The 22372-nt window shown below is 48.0% G+C and carries 17 protein-coding genes and 1 riboswitch; of the genes, 3 read left to right on the top strand and 14 right to left on the bottom strand.

The genetic code is table 11. From position 1 onward, the window contains the following. The 7 genes from I2H87_RS01460 to I2H87_RS01430 form a co-directional block, all read right to left on the bottom strand. A complete protein-coding gene (locus tag I2H87_RS01460) occupies positions 1–705 on the bottom strand; it encodes an ABC transporter ATP-binding protein (protein WP_009267207.1) in 705 nt (234 codons plus the stop codon). Beyond that, on the bottom strand, positions 698–1531 hold the full coding sequence (locus I2H87_RS01455) for an ABC transporter ATP-binding protein (protein ID WP_009267208.1): 834 nt from the start codon (positions 1529–1531) through the stop codon (positions 698–700). Before I2H87_RS01455 ends, I2H87_RS01460 begins: the two co-directional genes overlap by 8 nt. Next, positions 1531–2352 (bottom strand): ABC transporter permease, encoded by an 822-nt coding sequence (locus tag I2H87_RS01450; protein WP_195609147.1) that lies wholly within the window; start codon positions 2350–2352, stop codon positions 1531–1533. The genes I2H87_RS01455 and I2H87_RS01450 overlap by 1 nt, the downstream gene beginning before the upstream one ends. A gap of 27 nt (positions 2353–2379) precedes the next feature. Next, positions 2380–3318 carry an ABC transporter permease gene (locus I2H87_RS01445; protein WP_195609146.1) on the bottom strand — a complete coding sequence of 313 codons (939 nt, stop codon included), beginning with the start codon at positions 3316–3318 and terminating at the stop codon, positions 2380–2382. Between the two features lie 62 nt (positions 3319–3380). Beyond that, complete coding sequence (locus I2H87_RS01440; RefSeq protein WP_195609145.1) at positions 3381–4925, bottom strand: ABC transporter substrate-binding protein; 1545 nt, start codon at positions 4923–4925, stop codon at positions 3381–3383. A 189-nt stretch (positions 4926–5114) separates the two neighbouring features. Further along, the gene (locus I2H87_RS01435; protein ID WP_195609144.1) at positions 5115–6503 is read right to left on the bottom strand and encodes an MFS transporter; all 1389 of its coding nucleotides are present in this window, start codon (positions 6501–6503) and stop codon (positions 5115–5117) included. A gap of 98 nt (positions 6504–6601) precedes the next feature. Further along, a complete protein-coding gene (locus I2H87_RS01430) occupies positions 6602–8869 on the bottom strand; it encodes a glycoside hydrolase family 2 protein (RefSeq protein ID WP_054705174.1) in 2268 nt (755 codons plus the stop codon). Positions 8870–9105: 236 nt separating this feature from the next. On the opposite strand from I2H87_RS01430, the gene I2H87_RS01425 reads away from it, so the two are divergent. After that, entirely contained in the window at positions 9106–10332 is a 1227-nt protein-coding gene (locus tag I2H87_RS01425) for a helix-turn-helix domain-containing protein (RefSeq protein WP_009267218.1), read from the top strand. 92 nt (positions 10333–10424) lie between these two features. On the opposite strand, the gene uxaC is transcribed toward I2H87_RS01425, so the two are convergent. From uxaC to I2H87_RS01405, 4 genes are all read right to left on the bottom strand, one after another. Next, positions 10425–11840 carry a glucuronate isomerase gene (uxaC, locus tag I2H87_RS01420; protein WP_009267219.1) on the bottom strand — a complete coding sequence of 472 codons (1416 nt, stop codon included), beginning with the start codon at positions 11838–11840 and terminating at the stop codon, positions 10425–10427. Positions 11841–12065: 225 nt separating this feature from the next. Continuing rightward, positions 12066–13091: a sugar kinase gene (locus I2H87_RS01415; RefSeq protein WP_195609143.1), complete on the bottom strand. Its 1026-nt coding sequence runs from the start codon at positions 13089–13091 to the stop codon at positions 12066–12068. 56 nt (positions 13092–13147) lie between these two features. Next, the gene (locus I2H87_RS01410) at positions 13148–13789 is read right to left on the bottom strand and encodes a bifunctional 4-hydroxy-2-oxoglutarate aldolase/2-dehydro-3-deoxy-phosphogluconate aldolase (protein WP_195609142.1); all 642 of its coding nucleotides are present in this window, start codon (positions 13787–13789) and stop codon (positions 13148–13150) included. Between the two features lie 154 nt (positions 13790–13943). Next, positions 13944–14297 carry a VOC family protein gene (locus tag I2H87_RS01405; protein ID WP_009267222.1) on the bottom strand — a complete coding sequence of 118 codons (354 nt, stop codon included), beginning with the start codon at positions 14295–14297 and terminating at the stop codon, positions 13944–13946. Positions 14298–14514: 217 nt separating this feature from the next. Here I2H87_RS01405 and I2H87_RS01400 point away from each other — a divergent pair, with 217 nt between their 5' ends. Continuing rightward, complete coding sequence (locus tag I2H87_RS01400; RefSeq protein ID WP_009267223.1) at positions 14515–15276, top strand: IclR family transcriptional regulator; 762 nt, start codon at positions 14515–14517, stop codon at positions 15274–15276. A 111-nt stretch (positions 15277–15387) separates the two neighbouring features. Next, a riboswitch (glycine riboswitch) is annotated at positions 15388–15480 on the top strand. Positions 15481–15596: 116 nt separating this feature from the next. Next, entirely contained in the window at positions 15597–16991 is a 1395-nt protein-coding gene (locus tag I2H87_RS01395) for an alanine/glycine:cation symporter family protein (RefSeq protein WP_195609141.1), read from the top strand. Positions 16992–17095: 104 nt separating this feature from the next. On the opposite strand, the gene I2H87_RS01390 is transcribed toward I2H87_RS01395, so the two are convergent. The 3 genes from I2H87_RS01390 to uxuA all read right to left on the bottom strand — a co-directional run bounded on the left by I2H87_RS01390 (position 17096) and on the right by uxuA (position 22211). Next, entirely contained in the window at positions 17096–19351 is a 2256-nt protein-coding gene (locus I2H87_RS01390; protein ID WP_195609140.1) for a glycoside hydrolase family 3 N-terminal domain-containing protein, read from the bottom strand. Positions 19352–19463: 112 nt separating this feature from the next. Further along, entirely contained in the window at positions 19464–21080 is a 1617-nt protein-coding gene (locus tag I2H87_RS01385; protein ID WP_195609139.1) for a mannitol dehydrogenase family protein, read from the bottom strand. Between the two features lie 54 nt (positions 21081–21134). Continuing rightward, positions 21135–22211 carry a mannonate dehydratase gene (gene uxuA / locus I2H87_RS01380; RefSeq protein ID WP_009267237.1) on the bottom strand — a complete coding sequence of 359 codons (1077 nt, stop codon included), beginning with the start codon at positions 22209–22211 and terminating at the stop codon, positions 21135–21137. Between the last annotated feature and the right edge of the window lie 161 nt (positions 22212–22372).

The following is a 22372-nucleotide window of genomic DNA, read 5'->3' as shown; positions in this document are numbered from 1 at the left end:
TCATTTTGATTCGATCGCCCCTGTTGTTTCGATCACCTTTCCGTCCTTTATAAAAAGCACACGATCGCAGATCTGGCTCACCACGTCCAGATCATGGGACACAAACAGATAACAAAGATTCTGTTTTTCCTGCAGTTCTTTGAGCAGCCGGATCATCTGTGCCTGCACCGTCACATCCAACGCGGAGAGCGCTTCATCCAGCAGGATAAACTTTGTTCCCGTCAATAGCGCCTGCGCGAGGCTGACTCTCTGCCGCTGTCCGCCGCTTAATTCCCGCGGATAACGGCTGTAAAGTTCCTCGGAAAGATGCACGGTTTCAAGCATTTCCAGAACCCTCGCCTTTCGTTCTTCCTTTGTTCCCATTTTCCGGACGCGGAGCGGCTCTTCCAGGATCCATCCGATCGTTTTCCGTGGATTCAGGGAACCGTAAGGATCCTGAAATACCATCTGGGGGCGCTCCGTATAATGTGTCACTATGCCCTCGCACTCTTTCAAAAGCCCAAGGACACATTTGCACAAAGTGGACTTTCCGCTTCCGCTCTCCCCCAACAGTCCCACAATTTCTCCCTCATACAAGGAAAATGAAACGTCGTCCAACACTTTTTTTCGCGCGCTTCTTTCTTTATAATACGCGCTCACATGCCGGAATTCCAGAACTTTTTTCTTCTTATTTATAATCTCTTTTTCCATTCCCTGCTCAATCATACTGCCGTCCCGCCTTTTGCTTCAGCATTTCATAGTAAGGATTCTCTCCCACCCGCGCCGGAATCGCCGCGATCAATGCTTTCGTGTACTCTGTTTTCGGATTTTGGAAAACAACTTCCGTCTCTCCCTCTTCCAGAATTTCCCCGTCTTTCATCACGAACACGCGCGTACACAATTCTTTGACGACGCGCAGGTTATGGGAAATGAACAGAATACTCATTCCATATTTATCGTTCAGCTTTTTCAGCAGTTTTAATATACTTTCCTGAGTCGCCGCGTCCAGCGCCGTCGTCGGCTCATCGGCGATCAAAAGTGACGGACGGCAGATCATCGCCGCCGCGATCATCACCCGCTGGCGCATACCGCCGGAAAGTTCGTGCGGATATTTGGAAAGCAGCTTTTCCGCCTCGTCCAGTTCCACCTCTTCCAACGCCCGGATCACAGCAGCTTTTCGTGCACGGCTATCCAGATCCGTATGCAGACGCAGCGCCTCCTCCACCTGTCTTCCGATCTTCATCGTCGGATTCAAGGCGGTCATCGGCTCCTGAAAAATCATACCGATCCGGTTCCCCTGCACCTGCCGCATTTCCCGCTCTGTCAATTTTAAAAGATCGGTTCCGTCCAGCCGTATCGTTCCGGCATCCAGAACCGCATGTTCTTTGAAAAGTCCGGCGATCGTCAGCGCCGTCATCGTCTTTCCCGATCCGGATTCCCCGACAATACCGACGATCTCACCATCCTGCACGGAAAATGAGATCCCGCGCACCACTTCCTGTACCTCTTCCCGATCCGCGAAATGGATCGACAATCTATCTACCTGCAACATTATCTTCCACCTCCGAACCGATCCAGGATCCCCTCGCCGAGCAATCCCACGCCCAGTACGAGCAGTACCAGAAACACTCCCGGAAAGACCGCGCACCACGGCGCGCCGGACAAATACGTCTGCGCCTCCGAGAGCATCCGCCCCAGACTGGCGTCCGGCGGCTGTACACCGATCCCCAGATAACTCATCCCTGCTTCCGCCAGCACCGCGTTGTTAAATCCGATCGCCAGCGCAGACAAAAGCGCCGGAAGAATATTCGGCAAAATATGCACGAACAAGATCCGCGGCGTCTTCACGCCAATCAGCCGTGCGCTGATCACATAGTCGGACTCCCGAAGCCGCATAAATTCTCCACGCACGATCCGGGCAAAACTCGGAATAAACGCGATCCCGAGAGCCAGCATCACTTTATACGTTCCGCTTCCCCACAAGCTGATCATCACCAGAGCAAGCAGCACGCTGGGAAATGCCGCCGCCGCATCATTGACACGCATCAGGATCTCGTCCAGCCAGCCGCCGAAATATCCGGTCACAGCTCCGAGGATCATCCCGCCGATCCCGCCGATCAAGGTCGTCCCGACTCCGATCAGAAACGTGCTTCCCGCGCCGCGCACAACACGGCTTAGCACATCCCGCCCGAACTGATCCGTCCCGAACCAATGCGCAAGCGACGGTCCCTTAAGTTTCAGCGATCCCTGCATCATCTCCGGATCATACGGCGTCCAGAAAATTCCGAGCAGGATCACGAACGTCATCGCAGCAGTCAGGATCAGACCGATCCTGTAATTATTCCATTTTAATTTGTTCTGTCTCTTCTGCATCACAGTCCCTCTCATTCTTTCCTGCCCTTAAAGCACGATCCGTTTATCCAGCGCCCGGTATAAAAGATCCACGACCGTATTCAGGATCAAAATGACTGCCGCGATCAGCACGATCACAGCCTCCACCACCGGATAATCCCGGTTGGAGATCGAAGAGATCAATGTTCTGCCCAATCCCGGGATCCCGAATACCTGCTCGATCACGATACTGTTTGCGATCAGATCTGCCGCCGCCATTCCGAGAAATGTGATTACCGGCAAAATTCCGTTTCGGAACGCATGACAGATCAAAATCCGCCACGGTCCGTTCCCCCGGCTTTTCGCTGTCCTGATATAGTCTTTGTGTATTTCGGAAAGCAGCGCATTTCGGAACATCTTTGCGGTCATTGCCGCTTTCGGAAGCGCCAGCGCCAGAGACGGGAAGATCAGGTATCCCAAAAATCCGCTCACATTTTCCGTATAAGAAATATATCCGCCCGGCACAAACAGACGCAGCGTCAATCCGAATATCACCGTGAAGATCATACCGACAAAAAAAGGCGGGATTGACATTGTCACCTGATTTCCGATCAGAAATAATTTGTCGATCCACCGATTTTCATAACGGACGCTCAGCAGTCCGATCGGAATGAAAAAAAGTAAAATGAATACAAACGCCATCGCCGTCATCGTAAATGTGACCGGAAGTTTATCTGCGATCAAGTCTTTTACCGGCTCCTGATAGGAATAAGAGGTTCCCATATCTCCTGTCACAAAGTCTTTCACCCACTGTCCATATCGCTGCGGCAGGGGACGGTTGAGTCCCATCTCCTCCCGCAGAGCCTGGACTTTGCTCTCTGTCGCCTCCGTCCCGAGGATCGATCTCGCCGGATCTCCCGGAATCAATTCAAATGCCAGAAAAGCAAGCATACTGACAATTAATAATGTGATTATAAGACCTGCTATTTTTTTCACTGTGTATTTCATACTTGCCTCCCTGCATTCGTCATTTTTTCATTTCTATTTTGCTTCCCTATCGGCTTTATTCTCTACTCTACCGCATAAATTTTTGCCATATCCTGCACATATAACGGATAAAACGTATATCCGTCAAATTTGTCGCTCACCGCCACCAGATTGGCAAGATCCTGGATATAGACGTTCGCCGCTTTTTCCGCCAGAATGCCTTCCAGTTCTTTATAAAGCCGCACCTGCTCCTCTTCATCCGTTGTGGAAACCGCCTGCTCAAACAATCCGTCGTACTCCGCGTCTTTAAAGTTGATAAAATTACCGCCCGCATCGGATGTAAACCGCTCCAGCATCGCCCTTGCGGATAGCGTGGTCGCATCGACGCCGACAACCGTCGATTCAAAATCCCGGTTGGCATAAACTTCTTCCAGCCAGGTCTCCCATTCGATCGGTTTGATCGTTGCGTTCACTCCGATATTTTTCAATTCTTCCACGATCACCTGCGCGGTGTCGATATGCGGCTGATCCGCTGAGCTGACCGTGATCTCCAGATCAAATCCGTCCGGATACCCGGCCTCTTTCAGAAGCTTTTTCGCTTTCTCGTAATCCTGCTCATAATAAGTCGCATACGATTCATCGTAATATTTTTTCAGCCCCGGATACATACTTGTTCCGACCCGGACTCCTTTTCCGTCTGCCATCATCGCCATGATCTCATCCGGATCGATCGCATAGCAGAGCGCCTGCCGCACTTTTTCATTATTCAGCGGCTCTGCCTCGTTATTCAGATACAATGCCTGTACCAGATTCATCGTACCCTCTTCAATATGGAATCCCTCCTTCAGTTCAGCCGCCTGTGTTGTCGTCAGCCGCATCGCCATATCGATGGAACCGCCTTTTAAATTGGTCACCAGCATATCGGCGTCGGACACGATCTTAAACTCCACCTCATCCAGATGCGCTTTTTCGCCCCAGTAATCCTCATTTTTTGCAAGGATCACATTTTCCTGCGGGCTTCTTGACACATAACGAAACGGTCCGGTTCCGATCGGATTGGTTTCCAAATCGGCATTGTCCTTTGGTATGATCGCTGTCGTCATATAGGAGAGAAACTCCGTATCCGGCTCCGTCAGACGGATCTCCACCGTATTTTCATCGAGAATGTTCACGCTCTCGATAATAGAATACGCCGATACCAATGGATCCCCATTTGACGTATCGGCGCATCGCTCAATTGAATATTTAACATCTTCCGCTGTCACTTCATTCCCATTGTGAAATTTCACACCGTCGCGCAAAGTAAATGTATACACTTTCGCATCCTCTGAAATCTCATAGGAATCCGCCACAGCTTCCACTAAATTCCCATTGCTGTCCGGTTTTACCAGACCTTCAAAAATGTTAAATAAAACCTCTTTTGTTCCTGCCGCTACTGCCTTATGAGGGTCAAGACTGTCCAAGTCCTGAGAGATACCAACTTTGATACTCCCGCCTTCGACCGGGTTTTTGGAAAGTTCATTCTCCGTTGCAGACTCTATCGTCTTCTTGTCACCTGAACATCCGCTCAGTGCAACAGAAACCGCCAGTGTAACCACCAAAAGAACACTTCTCATTCTTCTTTTCATGTTCGTCTCCTTCTTCAAATAACCTTCATTATTAAATTGTCGAGTACATTGTAAGCGAATTTTATTGATTTTACAAGTATTTTTTCCGGTACAGACGACACGCAACAAAAAATCCCATCCTTTCGGAAAATGAATCCGACCGGCATCGTTTTCCAAAGGATGGGATTTCTATTTCACTTTATTCTTGATTTATTTTCCCGCTTTTTCCGCTTTCTCGGCAAGGAATTTCGCATTGTCTTCTACACGTTTTTTGTTCAGCGGATAGAAGAACCACAACGCTGCTGCCAGAAGGATAAATCCACCTGTCGGGATCAGACAAGCCAGATTGAAGATTCCTTCGGTAACTGCCGGCTCAAATGCGGTTTCTGCCGAATATCCGATCAGACCAAGCAGGGCTCCGGTCACACCGGCAGATGCTGCCTGACCAAGTTTTCTTGCGAAAGAATATACGGCATAGATCGTTCCGTCGGAACGTTCTCCTGTACGAACCTCTGTGTCATCGATAACGTCTGTGATCATCGCCCAGCAGATCAGGGAGAATGCAGCCAGTCCAAGATAAGCCAGTGCATACAGACCAACATAGAGCCATGCATTCTTTGTATGTGTCAGCCATGTGATGAAGAAGATCACTGCACCAAACAAGGAACCTGCGATCGCCAGTTCTTTTCTTCCCATCTTCACCTGAAGTTTTACAACCACCGTAGAAAGCAGAAGGGTCATTACAAGACCTACCACGCCGGCAACCGACTGTGCCTGCACATTACCGAAATAGTTCGGGTATACGTAAGTTGACATAGACTGCATTGTAAGCTGTACAAGCAGCATCAAGATAGAGCAGATTACGATACCCACCAGCGCTTTGTTTGTTACCAGACCTTTGACCAGTTCCTTGAAGTTAAACTTCTCTGTTTTCTGTTCTACTTTCACACGCTCTGTTGACATAAAGTAACAAAGCAGGTAGCAGATAACTGCTCCGACAGAAAAGATTCCTGCTGCCAGAGTTGTCTTCGGTCCGGAAAGAATCTGATTTCCTGCTTCATCCTGATAGTATACGATCAGCGGAAGGACAATACCGATAACCGATCCTGCAATAGTCGCCCCGATCGTACGGAAGCTGGACAACTGTGCACGTTCTTTCGGATCTGCGGAAAGTGCAGACGCCATAGAACCATATGGAATATTGATACTGGTATAGAATACACTGCCCCAAAGCAGATAAGTCACAAACATCCAGCCAATCTTAAATCCCATCGACATATCTTGGAACCAAGACGCATACATCAAGAACGATGCGACTGCAACCGGTCCGCACATTCTGCGGATCCACGGAAGGAATTTACCCTTCTTGCCCGGACGGCTTCTGTCTACAATCTGTCCCATCGCCACGTCTGTGAACGCATCCACAAAACGTGCAACCATCATCATAGTTCCGACTAACGCTACGGAAACTCCCATAACGTCTGAATAGAATTTCATCAGCATCATACTGGAAAGAATGAACGTTAAATCGTTACCGAAGTCACCGAACATATATCCCAGTTTATCGACCATACCAAATTTCTTTGTATTCGTAGCCATATAAACGCTCCTTTTTCTCTACTCTCTGATTCCCGGAGTGTCCAAAAAACATTTTGCACACTCCGCAAGTTTATCTGAAACTCTTATGCTTCCTTTGCTTATTTCTTCTCAATCTTTGTCAGTTTCAGGTTCAGACTCTCTATAAATCCCTCCGGGATCATATTTCCTGCCATCTGACCGATCCGCTCCGGCGTCATTCCTTTCATCATATCCCACATGCCGGCGCCCGGAGTGACTTTCATGTTCATCGCCAGTTTCACTGCCTCGGTAAGCACTGCCAGCGCTTCCGGAGATTCTGCAATCTCTTCCATTGTACAGTGGATGTTGTATTTTCCTTCCGGAAATTCCATCGGAGCTTTCAGATCCATTTCTCCGACCGTGCTGAACCAGTTTGCAACGCCCTCAGCCCGTTCGTTGACTTCCGGAAGTACATAGATCTCCGGCTCTTTTTCTACTTTTTCCAGTGTAATACTGTCTTTTACACCGCCAGCCTCTGCAACAACGATGTTCTGTCCCTCTGCAAGCGCCACAGTAAATACGAAGACTTTCTCTGCACTCTTCTCTTCTGCTTTTTCTCCGTTTAAGTACAGTGTAACCGTCGGCTGGTTGGAATATACGCGGATTTCCGTCGTCTCGCCTGCACGCTGTGCATATCTTCTTCCGCAGATGTGCACCATCGGCGCTTTATTCCAGTATGCTTTGTAAATATAATAGCTGTCTTTCTTTGTCTTGCGGTCCATTGTCACAAGACCTTTGTTGTTGCGTCCTGCAACGCCGCCCTCGTCACGGGCAGCACAGCCAAAGTCAAACATGTTCCATACATGGGAAGACCAGATCCACGGACGCTCGTCCAGCATTTTCGCCATGTGCTCATGGTAAAGCGCCTGATATTCCTCACTGTAATCCTTGCATGCCGGGTTCGGTCCGTGATAGGTGATGATTCCCTCACATCCGTACTCGGACATTCCCACGCAGAGATCCGGGTGTACTTTATGGAAGTTATCCATCCACGGTCCGTTGTCTTCCATCTTTCCGCCGTACCATCCGAAATAATGATTGTAGCTGATCACATCGGTGATATGATGAAGCGGGCTTTCGATCGGCGTCATACTTACATGGGCGATCGTTGTCAGTCTTGTCGGATCCAACTCTTTTACAAGCGCGTTCAGTTCTTTGTGGTTCTCCACGAGCTGCTCGGAAATTCCTCCGATCAGGATCTCATTGGAGATTCCCCAGAAGCAGATGGACGGATGGTTATAGTTCTGGATGACAAGTTCTTTCATCTGGCTGATACAGTTCTGATGTGCTTCCGGATCTTTATTCATCACACTGATAAACGGAATCTCTGCCCAGATCACAAATCCAAGTTCGTCACATGCGTCATAGAAATACTGGTTATGCTGATAATGTGCCAGACGGATCGTATTTGCTCCCAGCTCTTTGATCAGCTCCGCATCATGATAATGCTCTTCTTTGCTCAGCGCGTTTCCTTTATAAAGCATATCCTGATGACGGCTCACTCCGCGCAGCGGCGTCTCTTTTCCGTTGATGATAAATCCTTTTTCCGGATCGCAGGAGAAGCTTCTCACACCTACGCGCGCGTTCACCTCGTCGAATGTCTCGTTTCTTCTCTGAAGACGTGCGGTCACGGTATACAGATACGGATCGTCGATCTCCCATTTCTTTGCATCCGGCACGAACAGTTTGATCTTCGTGTCATCTGCCGGACGGCATCCGCCTGCCACTTCCTGCCCCTCTGCATCGCAGATAGAGTAGAGCACGGTAAAGTTCTCATCGCTCCCTTTTGTATACGTTACGATGTCAAACATTGCGCCGCCGCAGTCACACGGTGTCGGCGTCACCTGAATTCCCGGACCTCCGTAATATTCCAGATCGAAATGCGCGTCCGGCACGCTGATGATGTTCACGCCGCGGTACAGCCCTCCGTAAAACGTGAAGTCTGCAGACTGCGGATACACGCTCTCTTTTCGCTCATTACTGCAGGCAACGACCAGAAGATTCTCGCCATCCTCTTTGCAGAGATCTGTAACGTCGGCGCGGAATGTGGAATATCCGCCCTCATGATACACAACTTCTGTTCCGTTGACATATACCGTCGCCTGCTGTCCTGCTGCAAGGATCTCAACAAATACACGGTTTCCGCCAAATGCCTGTTTTGGCGTCGCAAATGTCTTTGCATACCAGTATGTTCCGCGGTCAAAGCTTCCGTTTCCGTCGTGACCGTCCACCGCATTCCATGTATGCGGAAGATCCACGCTTGTCCAGTCTGTCGGCAGGCTGTTCGGCAGTCCCGCATCTTTCTGGATAAACTTCCAGTCTTTGTTTAAGTTGATGATATTGCGCATATTGTTCCTCCTTCTTCGCTGCTGCCGTTGCCCTATTGCTCGGGTCACAGCTCTTATATTCATATATTAATAGAAATCCTGCTTTTTACGTTAGAATTTTTTTTGCATTTATTCGTATTTTTTTTATTATGTCTTGCATCCATCTAAAAATTGTACGATAATAAAAAAGAATCTTACGATTCCATAAATTGTATTTTGTTACATCATTAACGATAATTTCCAGAAAGAGGCTATTTATGTATTATGATACAGAATTGAATTTTTTATGTTCTCTGATGAAAAATCTCCATCTGCCGGTCAACATCATCGAATATCCAACTTCCGAACCTCCGGAACTGGACTTCGGTCTGCGCAGAATGTTATACAAAGAACCGGATTATCAGAAAACACTGGCTCTGTTCGAGGAACCTTTGAAAGAAAACACGGTATTTCGGATCAAAGACGAATATTTGTGCAACTATCTTCTTTTTGCGCTTCCCGAGACAACGCCCTCCAAATACCTCGTGATCGGTCCTTTTACTTATACGGAGATTACCGAACAAATGGTGTTAAAACTAGCCGAAAAATTGTCGCTGTCTCCCCGGCAGTTTTCCCAGTTCCACCGTTATTACAGCGATCTTCCACTTCACTCGGATGAAAATACCTTGTTTGCGATCATCTCAACTTTCTGCGAGAAGCTTTACGGAAGTATAGAAAGCTTTTCTGTAGAAACAATCGAACGCCGGCTTTCCGATAATATAGAGCCTGTCGCATCACGACCGGATTTTCAGGAACCGGAAGAAGCCTTTTTATCCATGCATCGTCTGGAAGATCGTTATGCACAGGAAAATAACATGATTCATGCCGTTTCGCAGGGACTGGTGCAAAAAGCCGAGATGATGATGGGCAACAACAATATACTGCGGATGGAAAAACGGAGCGCCGACCCGATCCGGAGTCTGAAAAACTATACGATCATTTTAAATACACTGCTCCGGAAAGGCGCCGAAGCCGGATCTGTACATCCGCTCCACATTGACAGCCTTTCCTCACGTTTTGCGCGCCAGATCGAGCAGATCAGCACACCGGAAAATGCGGTTGCGCTCCAAAAAGAGATGGTGCATAAATACTGTCTGCTTGTAAAGAACCATTCCATGAAAGGCTATTCTCTGCTGATCCAGAAAGTACTTGTCCGGATCGACTCCGATCTGACTGCAGACCTAAGTCTGAAGACACAGGCAGCACTCCTCAACGTCAATGCCAGCTATCTTTCTACCTTATTTAAAAAAGAAACCGGGCAGACACTGACCGATTACGTCAACAAGAAACGGGTGGAACACGCGCTGTTCCTCCTCAATTCCAGCAGTATGCAGATCCAGACGATCGCGCAGTACTGCGGGATTCCGGACGTCAATTATTTTACAAAGATTTTCAAGAAGTATGTAGGGAAAACACCGAAAGAATATCGGGATGGGATTTCTTAATTTCTTAAAATTTTCCAGATGTGCGAAGATTTGAGGGGCGGTTGCTTTCATGATTGATAAATCGTGAAGCGATCGCCCCTGTTTGGAATCGTCTATTTCTTTTCCAGATCAAATCCGAAATATCTTACCGCATTGTTATAGGAAATTCCTTTTACGATCTTCTCCAATGCCTTGTAATCTTCCGGATACTCTCCGTTTTCTACCCATCCTCCGATCAGCTCGCACAGGATGCGGCGGAAATATTCATGTCTTGTATAAGAAAGGAAGCTTCTGGAATCGGTCAGCATTCCGACAAAGTTGCCAAGAAGTCCTAAATTAGCAAGTGATGTCATCTGCTCGATCATTCCGGTCTTATTGTCATTGAACCACCAGCCGCTTCCCTGCTGGATCTTTCCGATGCAGGAAGAATCCTGGAAACATCCGATGATCGTTCCGATCGATGCGTTGTCTGTCGGATTCAGCGAATAAAGGATCGTCTTCGGAAGCTCGTCTGTCTCTGCCAGTCCGTTCAGATAATCTGCCATCTCGGAAGACGGTGCAAAGTTGTTGATGCAGTCGATTCCCGCATCCGGTCCCAGTTCATTGAATACCCGGCGGTTATTGTCACGTTTCACACCGTAATGAAGCTGCATTACCCAGTTTCTCTTATGGTATTCTTTTCCGAGCGCTGTCATATATGCAGTCTTGAACTGTAATTCTTCCTGACGACTTACAGTCTCACCGGACAACCGCTTCGCAAAGATCTTCTCAACCTCTTCTTCTGTCGCTGGCACATGCATCACATATTCCAGACCGTGATCAGAAACAGTACAGCCATTCTCCGCAAAGAAATCCATCCGGTTTTTCAGAGCCTCGATCAATGCGGCAAAGCTGTCGATCTTCATACCGCTTGCTGTTTCCAGCTTCGCAAGGTAATCCAGATAATCCGGTTTCTCCAGGTTCATTGCCTTATCCGGTCTCCATGCCGGAAGAACCTGTACGTCAAAAGTCTCATCCTCAGCCAGCTTTTTGTGCCACTCCAGCGAATCGATCGGATCGTCTGTCGTACATACAAGCGTTACGTTGGACTGTTTGATCAGGTTACGGGCGGTCATACCGTCTTCCTGCAGTTTTGCATTGCACAGATTCCATACTTCCTCTGCAGTCTCTCCATTCAAATATCCGTCATATCCGAAATATCGTTTCAATTCCAGATGACTCCAGTGATACAGCGGATTTCCGATCGCCATCTCCAATGTCTCCGCCCATTTCTGGAACTTCTCGCGATCCGTGGCGTCTCCGGTAATGTAACGTTCTTCCACACCGTTGGAACGCATCTGACGCCATTTGTAATGATCTGCTTCCAGCCATGCCTGTGTGATGTTCTCAAATTTCCGGTCTTCGTAAATCTCCCGCGGAACCAGATGGCAATGATAGTCCAAGATCGGCATTACCTCAGCGTACTCGTGATACAACTTCTGCGCGGTCTTCGTTGACAAGAGAAATTCTTCGTCCATAAATGCTTTCATTTCATATCCTCCTTGTGTTTCTGATTTTCCAGTTTTGTTTTCTGCGTTTTATGCGTTGCTTTTCTTTGTTTATTATACTGCCGGAAAAGATCTGTTTCCACCTCTTTTCCCGGATTCTTCCCAGATCTTCTCAGGCTTTGTATCTCATGCGTTTTGGTGCATATAGCAATATAGCTGCCACTTTCGTGACAGCCATATTCCTGCATAGCAAATAGGGATTATTTATTATCTCTGGACACGTCCGGAAGCATCGCCGCCGGCAAGTTTTGCAACTTCGTCCATGGAGACCATATTGAAGTCACCCTCGATGGAGTGTTTCAGACAGGATGCCGCTACTGCAAATTCAATGGTAGCCTGTGCATCATATCCGTTCAGTGTTGCTGCGATCAGTCCGCCGCCGAAGCTGTCTCCGCCGCCGACACGATCTACGATATGCATTTTATATTTTTTGCTGAAATAGTAATCTGTTCCGTCGTAAAGCATTGCGGACCAGTTATTGTCATTTGCGGAAAGTGATTCACGAAGTGTGATCGCTACTTTCTCGAATCCGAAACGGTCTGCAAGCTGTTTTGCCACGTCTTTGTATCCCTCGTGGTTCACTTCACCTGCGTACACATCGGTATCTGCCGCTTTGATTCCAAATACGTCTGCCGCGTCTTCTTCATTTGCGATGCAGACATCTACATATTTGCAGAGCTCGCCCATTACCTGTCCGGCTTTCTCTTTGCTCCACAGTTTGTTTCTGTAATTTAAGTCACAGGAAATATTCACGCCTGCTTCTTTTGCAGCCTTACAAGCTTCCAGACAGATCGCTGCAACACCGTCGTTGAGCGCCGGTGTGATTCCTGTAAAGTGGAACCATTCTGCTCCGTCGAAGATCGCTTTCCAATCGAAGTCTTCCGGAGCTGCTGTATAAATAGAAGAACCTGCTCTGTCGTAAATAACCTTGGACGGTCTCTGGGATGCTCCTTTTTCAAGGAAGTAGATTCCGACTCTGTCTCCGCCGCGGGCGATGAAAGAAGTATCTACTCCATATTTTCTCAGGGAATTCACTGCTGCCTGTCCGATCTCGTGTTTCGGAAGTTTGGTAACGAATTTTGCATCAAATCCGTAGTTGGCAAGGGAAACTGCTACGTTTGCCTCTCCTCCGCCGTAAGTTGCTCCGAATGTATCTGCCTGCACGAAACGGTAATATCCCTCCGGTGCAAGTCTCAGCATGATTTCTCCAAATGTAACGACTTTCTTACTCATGATTTTCCTCCGTTATCTTTTTCTATTGATCGATCTCTTTGATTCTTTTCGTAAGATTATTTATTGCGGATCTCTGCTACCAGGCTGACAGCTTCTTCAACCAGCGCTTTGATCTCGTCAAATTTACCCTCTTTTACAAGATCTCCTTTTACCATCCAGCTTCCGCCGCATGCTACGATCTTATCGCAGGACAGATAGCTTTCCAGGTTCTTAGCGCTGACTCCGCCTGTCGGCATGAATTTCACGCCTACATACGGCGCTGCCAGTGCTTTGATCGTTGCCACTCCACCGAACTGCTCTGCCGGGAAGAACTTCACAACTTTCAGTCCTCTCTTGACCGCCTGTGCAACTTCTGACGGTGTGATACATCCCGGATATACCGGAATCTCTTTGCTCAGACAGTAGTCTACGATCTCCGGATCAAATCCCGGGCTTACGATGAATTTCGCGCCTGCCGCAACTGCACGGTCTACCTGTTCGATCGTCAGGACAGTTCCTGCTCCTACGAACATCTCCGGATATTCTGTTGTCATGACACGGATAGATTCCTCTGCTGCGTCAGTACGGAATGTAACTTCTGCACATGGAAGTCCGCCCTCACACAATGCTTTTGCAAGCGGAGCTGCATCTTTCGCGTCGTTCAATACAACAACCGGTACTACACCCATTTTCTGAATTGTCTCTGATACATTACTCATCTTTTCATTCTCCTTATTTGCATTGCTCTGTTATCGAGTCCGTTGTTTCACATTGTGGAACTATATTTCATAATGTGAACTTCATGCTTTTATTATACTCGATTCTTCCTTCTTGTCAACTGCTTTTCAGGCTTTTTTAACAAAATCTCTGTACTTATTTCTGTACAAGATGCACTGCAAAGCCGCCGAACTCTTCTCTCAGATAGATTGCGACCATCTTCCCATTTTTATACTTTGCGCTCTCCTCATCAAACTCGATCCCCTGTACAGCCAGATACGCTTTTGCTTTCTCAATATCATTGGTCGCAACCGCAATATGTCCGTTCTTTCCGAGATAGTTCGTCTTCATCACTTCCACGCCGGTTCCTGCAAAGATCGAACTGTTCCCCGCTTTTTTTGTGAATCCGAACACATCCTCAAAACGCTGTGCCACCGCGTCTGCCTCTTCTTCATTCTCACAGTTGATCCCTACATGACGCACCTCAAATTCAAAATCATCTCTGTTCATCCCAAACACTCCTTTCCGACTCTTCCTATTCCATGATACGGATTATAATTTCATAATACGGAACTCAATTTCATATTATGAATTTTTCTCTTATTATACCTTGTATGCGCATCAGATACAATAGTCAAAATAAAAACCTCTTCCCCTTTTTCCGGAAACATGCTACAATACGACGTGATTTAAAGAATTTACAATGCAAATGTATCAGGAGGCAGTTATGACAGATACCAAAAATCCGATCCAGGTATCGGAACGCATTTTTCATACGATCGAATGTCTCGCGCAGAACGGAGCTATGGGGCTTCAGGAATTGAGTACCGCACTGGACTTAAATAAAAGTACCGTCCACCGGATCCTAAATTCCCTGATCTGCATGGATTATGTCCGTCAGGATCCAGAGACAGCCAAATATAGTCTTAGTTTTAAAATCTGCGGTTTATCCAATCAGATTTTATCCCAAAACAGTATGATCGACATCGCGCGCCCCTTTATCAAAGAACTTTCCGCCAATTCCGGTGAGACGGTCCATCTTGTCCAGCTTGACGGCATAAATGCAACTTACATTGACAAAGTAGAGGCTTCTCAAAACTCTGTCCGCATGATCTCCATGGTCGGAAAAAGTATTCCGCTGTATTGCTCCGGCGTCGGAAAGGCGATTCTGGCAGATATGCCGGACGCTAAGATCGAATCGATCTGGAAACAGAGCTTCATCCAGCAGCTTACAGAGCATACCGTTACCAGATTTGTCGATTTTATGAATCTTATAGAAGAAACGCGCAGATCCGGATATGCTCTGGACAACGAGGAAAATGAGATCGGCGTGCGTTGTATCGCAGTTTCCTTAAAAGGATACAATGGGAAGTCAACGTATGCGATCAGTATTTCCGCACCGAAAGACCGCATGAGCGACGCCCGGATTTTACTATTAAGGGAAATGATATTAAAAACAAAACATCAGATTGAAAGTAACGTTTATTAATATTTATAAGAAGTTTTTATCCCCAAATACATTGACAGCATTTTCCCGCTGTGCTAAGATGAAGTGGATTCATTGAAACCTCTTGAATCTCATAATTGGGAGACTGGAGGCGGAGAATACTCTGGAAAAACTCATGTATGAGTACCGAAGGTGTAAGGTCCTGACGGACTGAATCTCTCAGGTAAAGGAGACAGAGTGGTGATATCCCCGTTTTTATGATTCAAAAGGGTTATATTATCAGCTTTTCTCAGATTTATATGTGTTTTTTCAGAGCAGTCGGCTTATCGGCTGCTCTTATTTTATTTAAAGGAGAGAGAACAATGTCTGAAACTTTATTACCGATTGTCCAAACAATCAACAGCTACTTGTCTGACTACATTTTATTTTTTATGTTGATCGCAGTCGGACTCTTTTATTCTTTCAAAACCCATTTTGTCCAGGTGCGCTGCTTCAAAGAGGGAATGTCTCGTGTATTCGGAACACTGACACTCAACGGAAAAAAACACGACTCCGGTATGAGCTCTTTTCAGGCTCTTGCAACCGCGATCGCAGCTCAGGTCGGAACCGGAAATATCGTCGGAGCTTCCGGCGCGATCCTTACCGGTGGTCCCGGCGCTATTTTCTGGATGTGGATCATCGCGTTCTTTGGCATGGCGACCATCTATGCCGAGGCAACGCTTGCGCAGGAAACCCGTATCGTACAAAAGGACGGAACGATCAAGGGTGGTCCGGTTTACTATATCACTACGGCGTTTAAAGGTCCTCTCGGTAAATTTCTTGCCGGATTTTTCGCCATCGCGATCACACTTGCTCTGGGATTCTTCGGATGTATGGTGCAGTCCAACTCGATCGGCTCTACCTGTGAAACGGCATTCGGCATTCCGTCTTGGGTCGTAGGAATCATCCTTGTCATTATCTGCGGATTTATTTTTCTCGGAGGGATCAAACGACTTGCATCCGTCACCGAAAAGCTGGTCCCGATCATGGCCGCAGTCTTTCTGCTTGGAGGACTGATCGTCCTGATCGCAAGATTCAAGTATTTGCCGGAGACTTTTGCAATGATCTTTACATACGCATTCCAGCCTCAGGCTATCATCGGAGGTTCTTTCGGAGCCGCGATCAAAACTGCAATGACACAGGGTGCGAAGCGCGGGCTTTTTTCCAATGAAGCCGGTATGGGTTCCACACCGCATGCCCACGCACTGGCACAGGTAAAATCTCCGCATGAACAGGGGTGCGTGGCTATGGTCGGTGTATTTATCGACACATTCGTCGTTCTGACCTTAAATGCTCTGGTTGTAATTTCTACCTTGTATACAAAAGGCGGAATTCTTGCAAACGGCTACACCGGATCCGCTCTGGAAGTTGTAGACAAGACCAACCTTGCTCAGACAGCATTCGGCGCAGTATTCGGAGAACAGCTGGGCGCACAGTTTGTTGCCGTTACCTTGTTCTTCTTCGCATTTTCCACGATCCTCGGCTGGAATTTGTTCGGAAAGATCAATGTTTCCTATTTATTCGGTGAAAAATCTACGAAGATCTATACCGTGCTCGCACTTGTATTTATCTTTCTCGGAACACTTGCTTCCAACGACCTCGTATGGGAGTTATCCGATATGTTCAACAACTTAATGGTAATCCCAAATGCTCTGGCTTTATTTGCTCTGGGCGGCATGGTGACCAGCGCCATGAAGCGGGTGAAAAAACTGCGTTAAACCTGTTTTTTATGGAAATATTTTAGGGGCAGACGCGACTCATACAAGTCACATCTGCCCCTGTTTCTATCTGTCTGTTTCAAGACAATCTCTTTCACACTCTCTTATTCGTAACTCAACCCAAAATTCAGCTCATAGTAATTGCCTGCCGCATCCCGGTAAGCATACGCTTTTCCGTTCTCGTCTTTCATTGCATCCGGCATATACTGATCTTTGTCATATCCCGGCACATCGTTCGGACTGATACAGACGCCGTCTGCATTCACCGCCAGCACTTCATCGCCTTTCGGAAGTGTGAGCGGCAATTTTCCGACCGGGGAGAAACGCCCGAAGATCACATCCAGCGTCGCATTCGGATAGGTATCGAATCCTGCCAGAAGTGCATCCGCATACCGCTCTACATTTCCGACTTCCCATGCAAGCGTAAAGTTGATATTCGCAATGACTTTTCCGCCGTTTTTGTGAACCGCTTCCGCAATCTCGCGGATCCGGTCTGCGCCGGAAAGTGTAGTCTCTTCGTGCGTGCTCGCCTCCGGCTTTCCATCTGCGTCCACGTTGCAGACCGTCTTGCCGTCACAGATATCCAATTCCAGATATCCCGGCGTCGCATTGAAATATTCTCCGCTGGACGGTGTTACCATCAACACTGCGAAATCTGCCTCGCCCGGATCGTCGGTCAGTATCCGGTCCGCAAACATTTCTCTCAGAGCCTTTGTCGCCTCTTCTGCCTGCGCGGCGTCTTTTTTGAACGCTTCCACATAGAATTTCTTCTGTGCGCATTTCTCATCTATGAGCGGAAGTGTTCCGTCATTTTTCAGCAGAACGACGCTCTGTCTGTGCACTCTTGCTGCCGCATCCCAGTCCGCCTGTTCTCCTACCGCTTGTACCGCGTCTTTCGCACTGCGGTATGGATTTTCAAACATCCCGAGTTCAAACATTTCCTGCAATGTGCGCGCAACCGCACGATCCAGAGCTTCATCTGTGAGCACAAGCTGTTCTTTTGTAAATCCGTCCGGAACCGGATGTGTCTCATAGTAATCATTTTTTCCACGGTTGTAAGCTTCCATTCCCGCTTCGTTGTCAAACAGACCGCTGATCAGATCCACGCCCGCATGGTTGACCGCAAAACCGATCCGTTCTGCGGAGTCCAGCATTTCCACACCCCAGCACATATTATGGACGATACCGGTATCCGAATTGATATAGCCTTGAAAGCCAAGCTGCTCGCGAAGCATTGTCTGGATAAATGTACGGTTATATGCAAACCCGAACGGCTCCATTTCGCATGGATTTCCCTCGCAGTCTGTCTGCGCCGCACTTTTTGAAGCCGCCGGTTTGGAATAGTACGGCATGATCGCGGAAGTATGATTTTCCACCGCCGTCTTAAATGCAGGAATATGGTATTTCTGCAGAGAGCCTTCGGTTGCATAAACGTTCCACTGTCCGGCTGCATAATGAGGATCAAATCCGTTTTCTCTTGCGCCGCCGCCCGGAAAATGCTTCGTTGTCACTGCCACGCCGTCCGCCGTCACACCCTCTTTACTTCCCTGGATCCCCGGGATCAGACGCTCCATCACCGCGCAGACCAATTCCGGATCCTCGCCGAACGTACCGTAAGAACGCTGCCATCTCGGATCGGTCATAATATCCGCCATGTACATATATCCTTTTCGCAGACCGCAGGCATTCCACTCACGGCGGATACAATCCGCAAATTCATCGATCAATTCCAATCCTGCGCCTTTGACTGCTGCCGCGATCCCAAGTGTCCCCGGCCAGGCTGCAAATACGCCCGCCGCGTCATTCATTCCGAAGACAACTTCCCCGTTTTCATTGCGGGAGTTGGACGCCACGCTCACAGGAACCCAGTGCGGACACTCTTCCGCCACCGCCTGCAGCTGGTTGAGCCAATCAGTCATATCTTCCGCAGTCGCATTGGCGCGCAGGATCAAATGTCTGGAAAACCACTCTTTTAAAAGCGTCGTCGTCCCCGGAAGATACTGTTCTCCGAAGATCGTCTTTCCCCGAAATTCCGCTTCATCGAGTACGCCGCTCTCGTCTAAGATCACTTCTTTCGGCGCCATTGCCGCCATCGGACCGGTAACCGGATATTTTCCCATCCGCCAGTCGGAAATAAATAACTGCGCGATCTTTTCTTCTGTACTCAGCACCTTTACATATGCTTCGGCGCGCTCTTTCGCCGGAAGTCTCCAGTCGTCGTAACTTTTCAGTTCGCCGCTTCCGTCCAGATCTTTGAAATACAGTCCGTCCTTTTCGATCACCCTCTGACAAGTCGTACCGATCGTCGGTCCATTCTGATTATGATAATACTTTACATGTTCTTCTGCTTTTAACGCCATTTTTCATCCTCCTCTTATGTTCTCATATTTTCTCATGTTTTCGCTGCCAAAAGGCAGACGGACAGCATACATCCGCCCTGCGTCTGCATGCTGTCCGCCTCTTCTTCATCGATTATACATATTTTTTCAGTGTTTCGCGAACGGCTCCGACGCCTGCTGTCAGCTCTTTGAAATAGCTGCATACAGTCTCTGCCATGCCGACTTCGTAAAGATTTACACCGAAGATTTTTGCATTTTCCAGAACCGGTTTCAATGCAGCTTCGATCTCCGCCACATCTCCGACTTCTCCCAGTTTGAATCCTGCTACATACGGGCATACCGTATCAAGCAGCGGATCCGGGCTCAGTTCAAACGCATTTCCCGCATCGTCTACTGCCATCAGGTATCTCAGCCATCCTGCAAATACAAGCGGGATCAGTTTCAGGGATGCCACATCCAGTTCGTCGGATTCTGCATACGCTTTGATCGTCTCGCCGAAACGGATCGCCAGTTTCTGAGAAGTATCGGTTGCGATTCTCTGCGGCGTATCCGGCATGAACGGATTCGGTACACGCACCTGAAGAACCGTGTCGATAAATGCTTTCGGATCCAGGATTCCCGGATTGACAACTACCGGAAGTCCCTCTACATATCCGACGGTCTCTACCAGTTTTTTCAACTCTGCATCGTTCATCTCATCGGAAATCTTCTGATATCCGAGAATACATCCGTATACTGCCAGACAGGTATGAAGCGGATTTAAGCAGGTGCAGACTTTCATCTTCTCTACTTTGTCAACCGTCTCACGGTCTGTGAACATCAGTCCGCCCTTTGTCAGATCCGGACGTCCGTTCGGGAAATCATCCTCAATCACGAGATACTCGGTCTCCTCAGCGTTTACAAACGGTGCAACGTAAGTATTCTTGGATGTGATCACCGGCTCCAGTTCCTCCACACCGTCATCCAACAGGATCTTCTCTACGGAAGCGTCCGGTCTCGGTGTGATCTTGTCAATCATGCTCCATGTGAAAGACACTTTCTCAGAATCGATGTAGGATACAAATCCCGCTTCCGCTTTTCCGTTCTCTGCCCATGCTTTCGCAAATGCTGCGATCGCTGCGTAAAGCTTGTCTCCGTTGTGGGAACAGTTGTCTGTGCTCACCATCGCGATCGGAAGCTCGTCCGCTTTATATCTTGCATACAGAAGAGAAGTTACTTTTCCCATGTAGCTTGCCGGTTTCTCCGGACCTGCCGCGAAATCAGCAGTCACGTCCGCAAGCTGCTCGCCTTTTCCGTTCACCAGACTGTAACCTTTCTCTGTGATCGTAAAGGTCGCCATCTGCAGGGACGGATTTGCAAAGATCTCTTTCAGTCTGCCGTAAGCGGCTTCATTGTCAGAATCCAGCGGAAGAGACTCCGCCACGCTTCCGACTACGGTTTTCTCGATCGTTCCGTCCGCTTTCAGTGTCGCAACGATTCCAAGATTGTCGTGCGGCGCGTACATTTTCTCAACGATCTCATAATCAAATCCCTCTGCCACGATCAGACCACGATCCAGATCTCCGGCGTTGAGCATGTTCTGTACAACATTTGCATGAAATGCACGGAACAAGTTTCCTGCTCCGAAATGGATCCAGAACGGTTTCTCTTTTGTCGCCGCGATCATCTTCTCCAGGTCGTACTGCGGAAGTTGATATCCTTTTGCTTCCCACTGACTTTTATCAGCGATTCCCTGTAAATTTAATTTCATTGTATATGCTCCTTTCCAGGCTCTCCTGTTCCGATATTTTCTGAATTTTGTATCCTAGATTCCACGCTGTGTCGCTTTGTCGATCGCTTCCCACAATCCGTTCAGGTAGGTTGCTCCGAGCGCTCTGTCGTACAGACCGTATCCCGGCATTGCCACTTCGTCCCAGATCATACGACCGTGATCCGGACGGATCGGTCCGTCAAAGCCGATATCGTACAATGCTTTCATGATCTCGTACATATCAAATGTTCCGTCGCTTGACAGATGTGCCGCCTCCTCGAAGTTCGTCGGTGTAATGAATTTCAGGTTGCGCACATGTGCGAAGTGGATTCTTCCTTTCAGGGAACGGATCATATCCGGAAGATCATTCTCCAGATTGGTTCCGTAAGAACCGGAGCAGAATGTCACACCGTTGTGCGGGTTGTCTACCATTTTCATCATGCGGAGGATGTTTGCCTTGTTGATGATGATTCTCGGAAGTCCGAATACGCTCCATGCCGGATCGTCCGGATGGATCGCCATGTTGATGTCATATTTGTCGCAAACCGGCATGATCTTCTCGAGGAAGTATTTCAGATTTTCAAACAATTTCTCATCATCAATGTCTTTGTACATCTCAAAAAGTTCTTTTACCTTTGCCATACGCTCCGGCTCCCAGCCCGGCATGATCGTTCCGTTCATATCGCCTGCGATAGACTCGAACATCTTCTCCGGATCGATCGCGTCAACAGCTTCCTGCGTATAAGCAAGTACCGTAGATCCATCCGGTCTCACACGCGCCAGCTCTGTACGGGTCCAGTCAAATACCGGCATGAAGTTATAACATACAAGATGAATGTCCTCTTTACCAAGATTTTCCAGAGTCTCGATGTAGTTGGCAATGTACTGCTCTCTTTCCGGCGCTCCGGTCTTGATCGCATCGTGGATATTTACGCTTTCGATACCGGACAGGTTCAGCCCTGCTGCCTCTACTTCTTCTTTCATTGCACGGATACGCTCTCTGCTCCATACTTCGCCCGGCTCCGTATCGTACAGTGTTGTGATCACGCCTGTCACTCCCGGGATCTGGCGAATCTGCTTCAGAGTTACTGTGTCAAATTTGGCTCCATACCATCTCAGTGTCATTTCCATAAGGCTTGTTCCTCACTTTCTTAGAATCTTGTTGTTCTGATGCCCTTATTATAAATGGACGTATCGAAAAATCCAATTGGTTTATTTGTTGTGTACATTGCAAAACTTGCGGTTTCCGTGTAAAATATAAATCAGATATCAGAGTTCGGACATCTGTTGAC

The sequence above is a fragment of the Mediterraneibacter glycyrrhizinilyticus genome (genome assembly GCF_015560805.1).
In the GTDB taxonomy this organism is placed as follows: domain Bacteria; phylum Bacillota; class Clostridia; order Lachnospirales; family Lachnospiraceae; genus Schaedlerella; species Schaedlerella glycyrrhizinilytica_A.
This window is presented reverse-complemented; position numbering and strand designations above follow the sequence as displayed.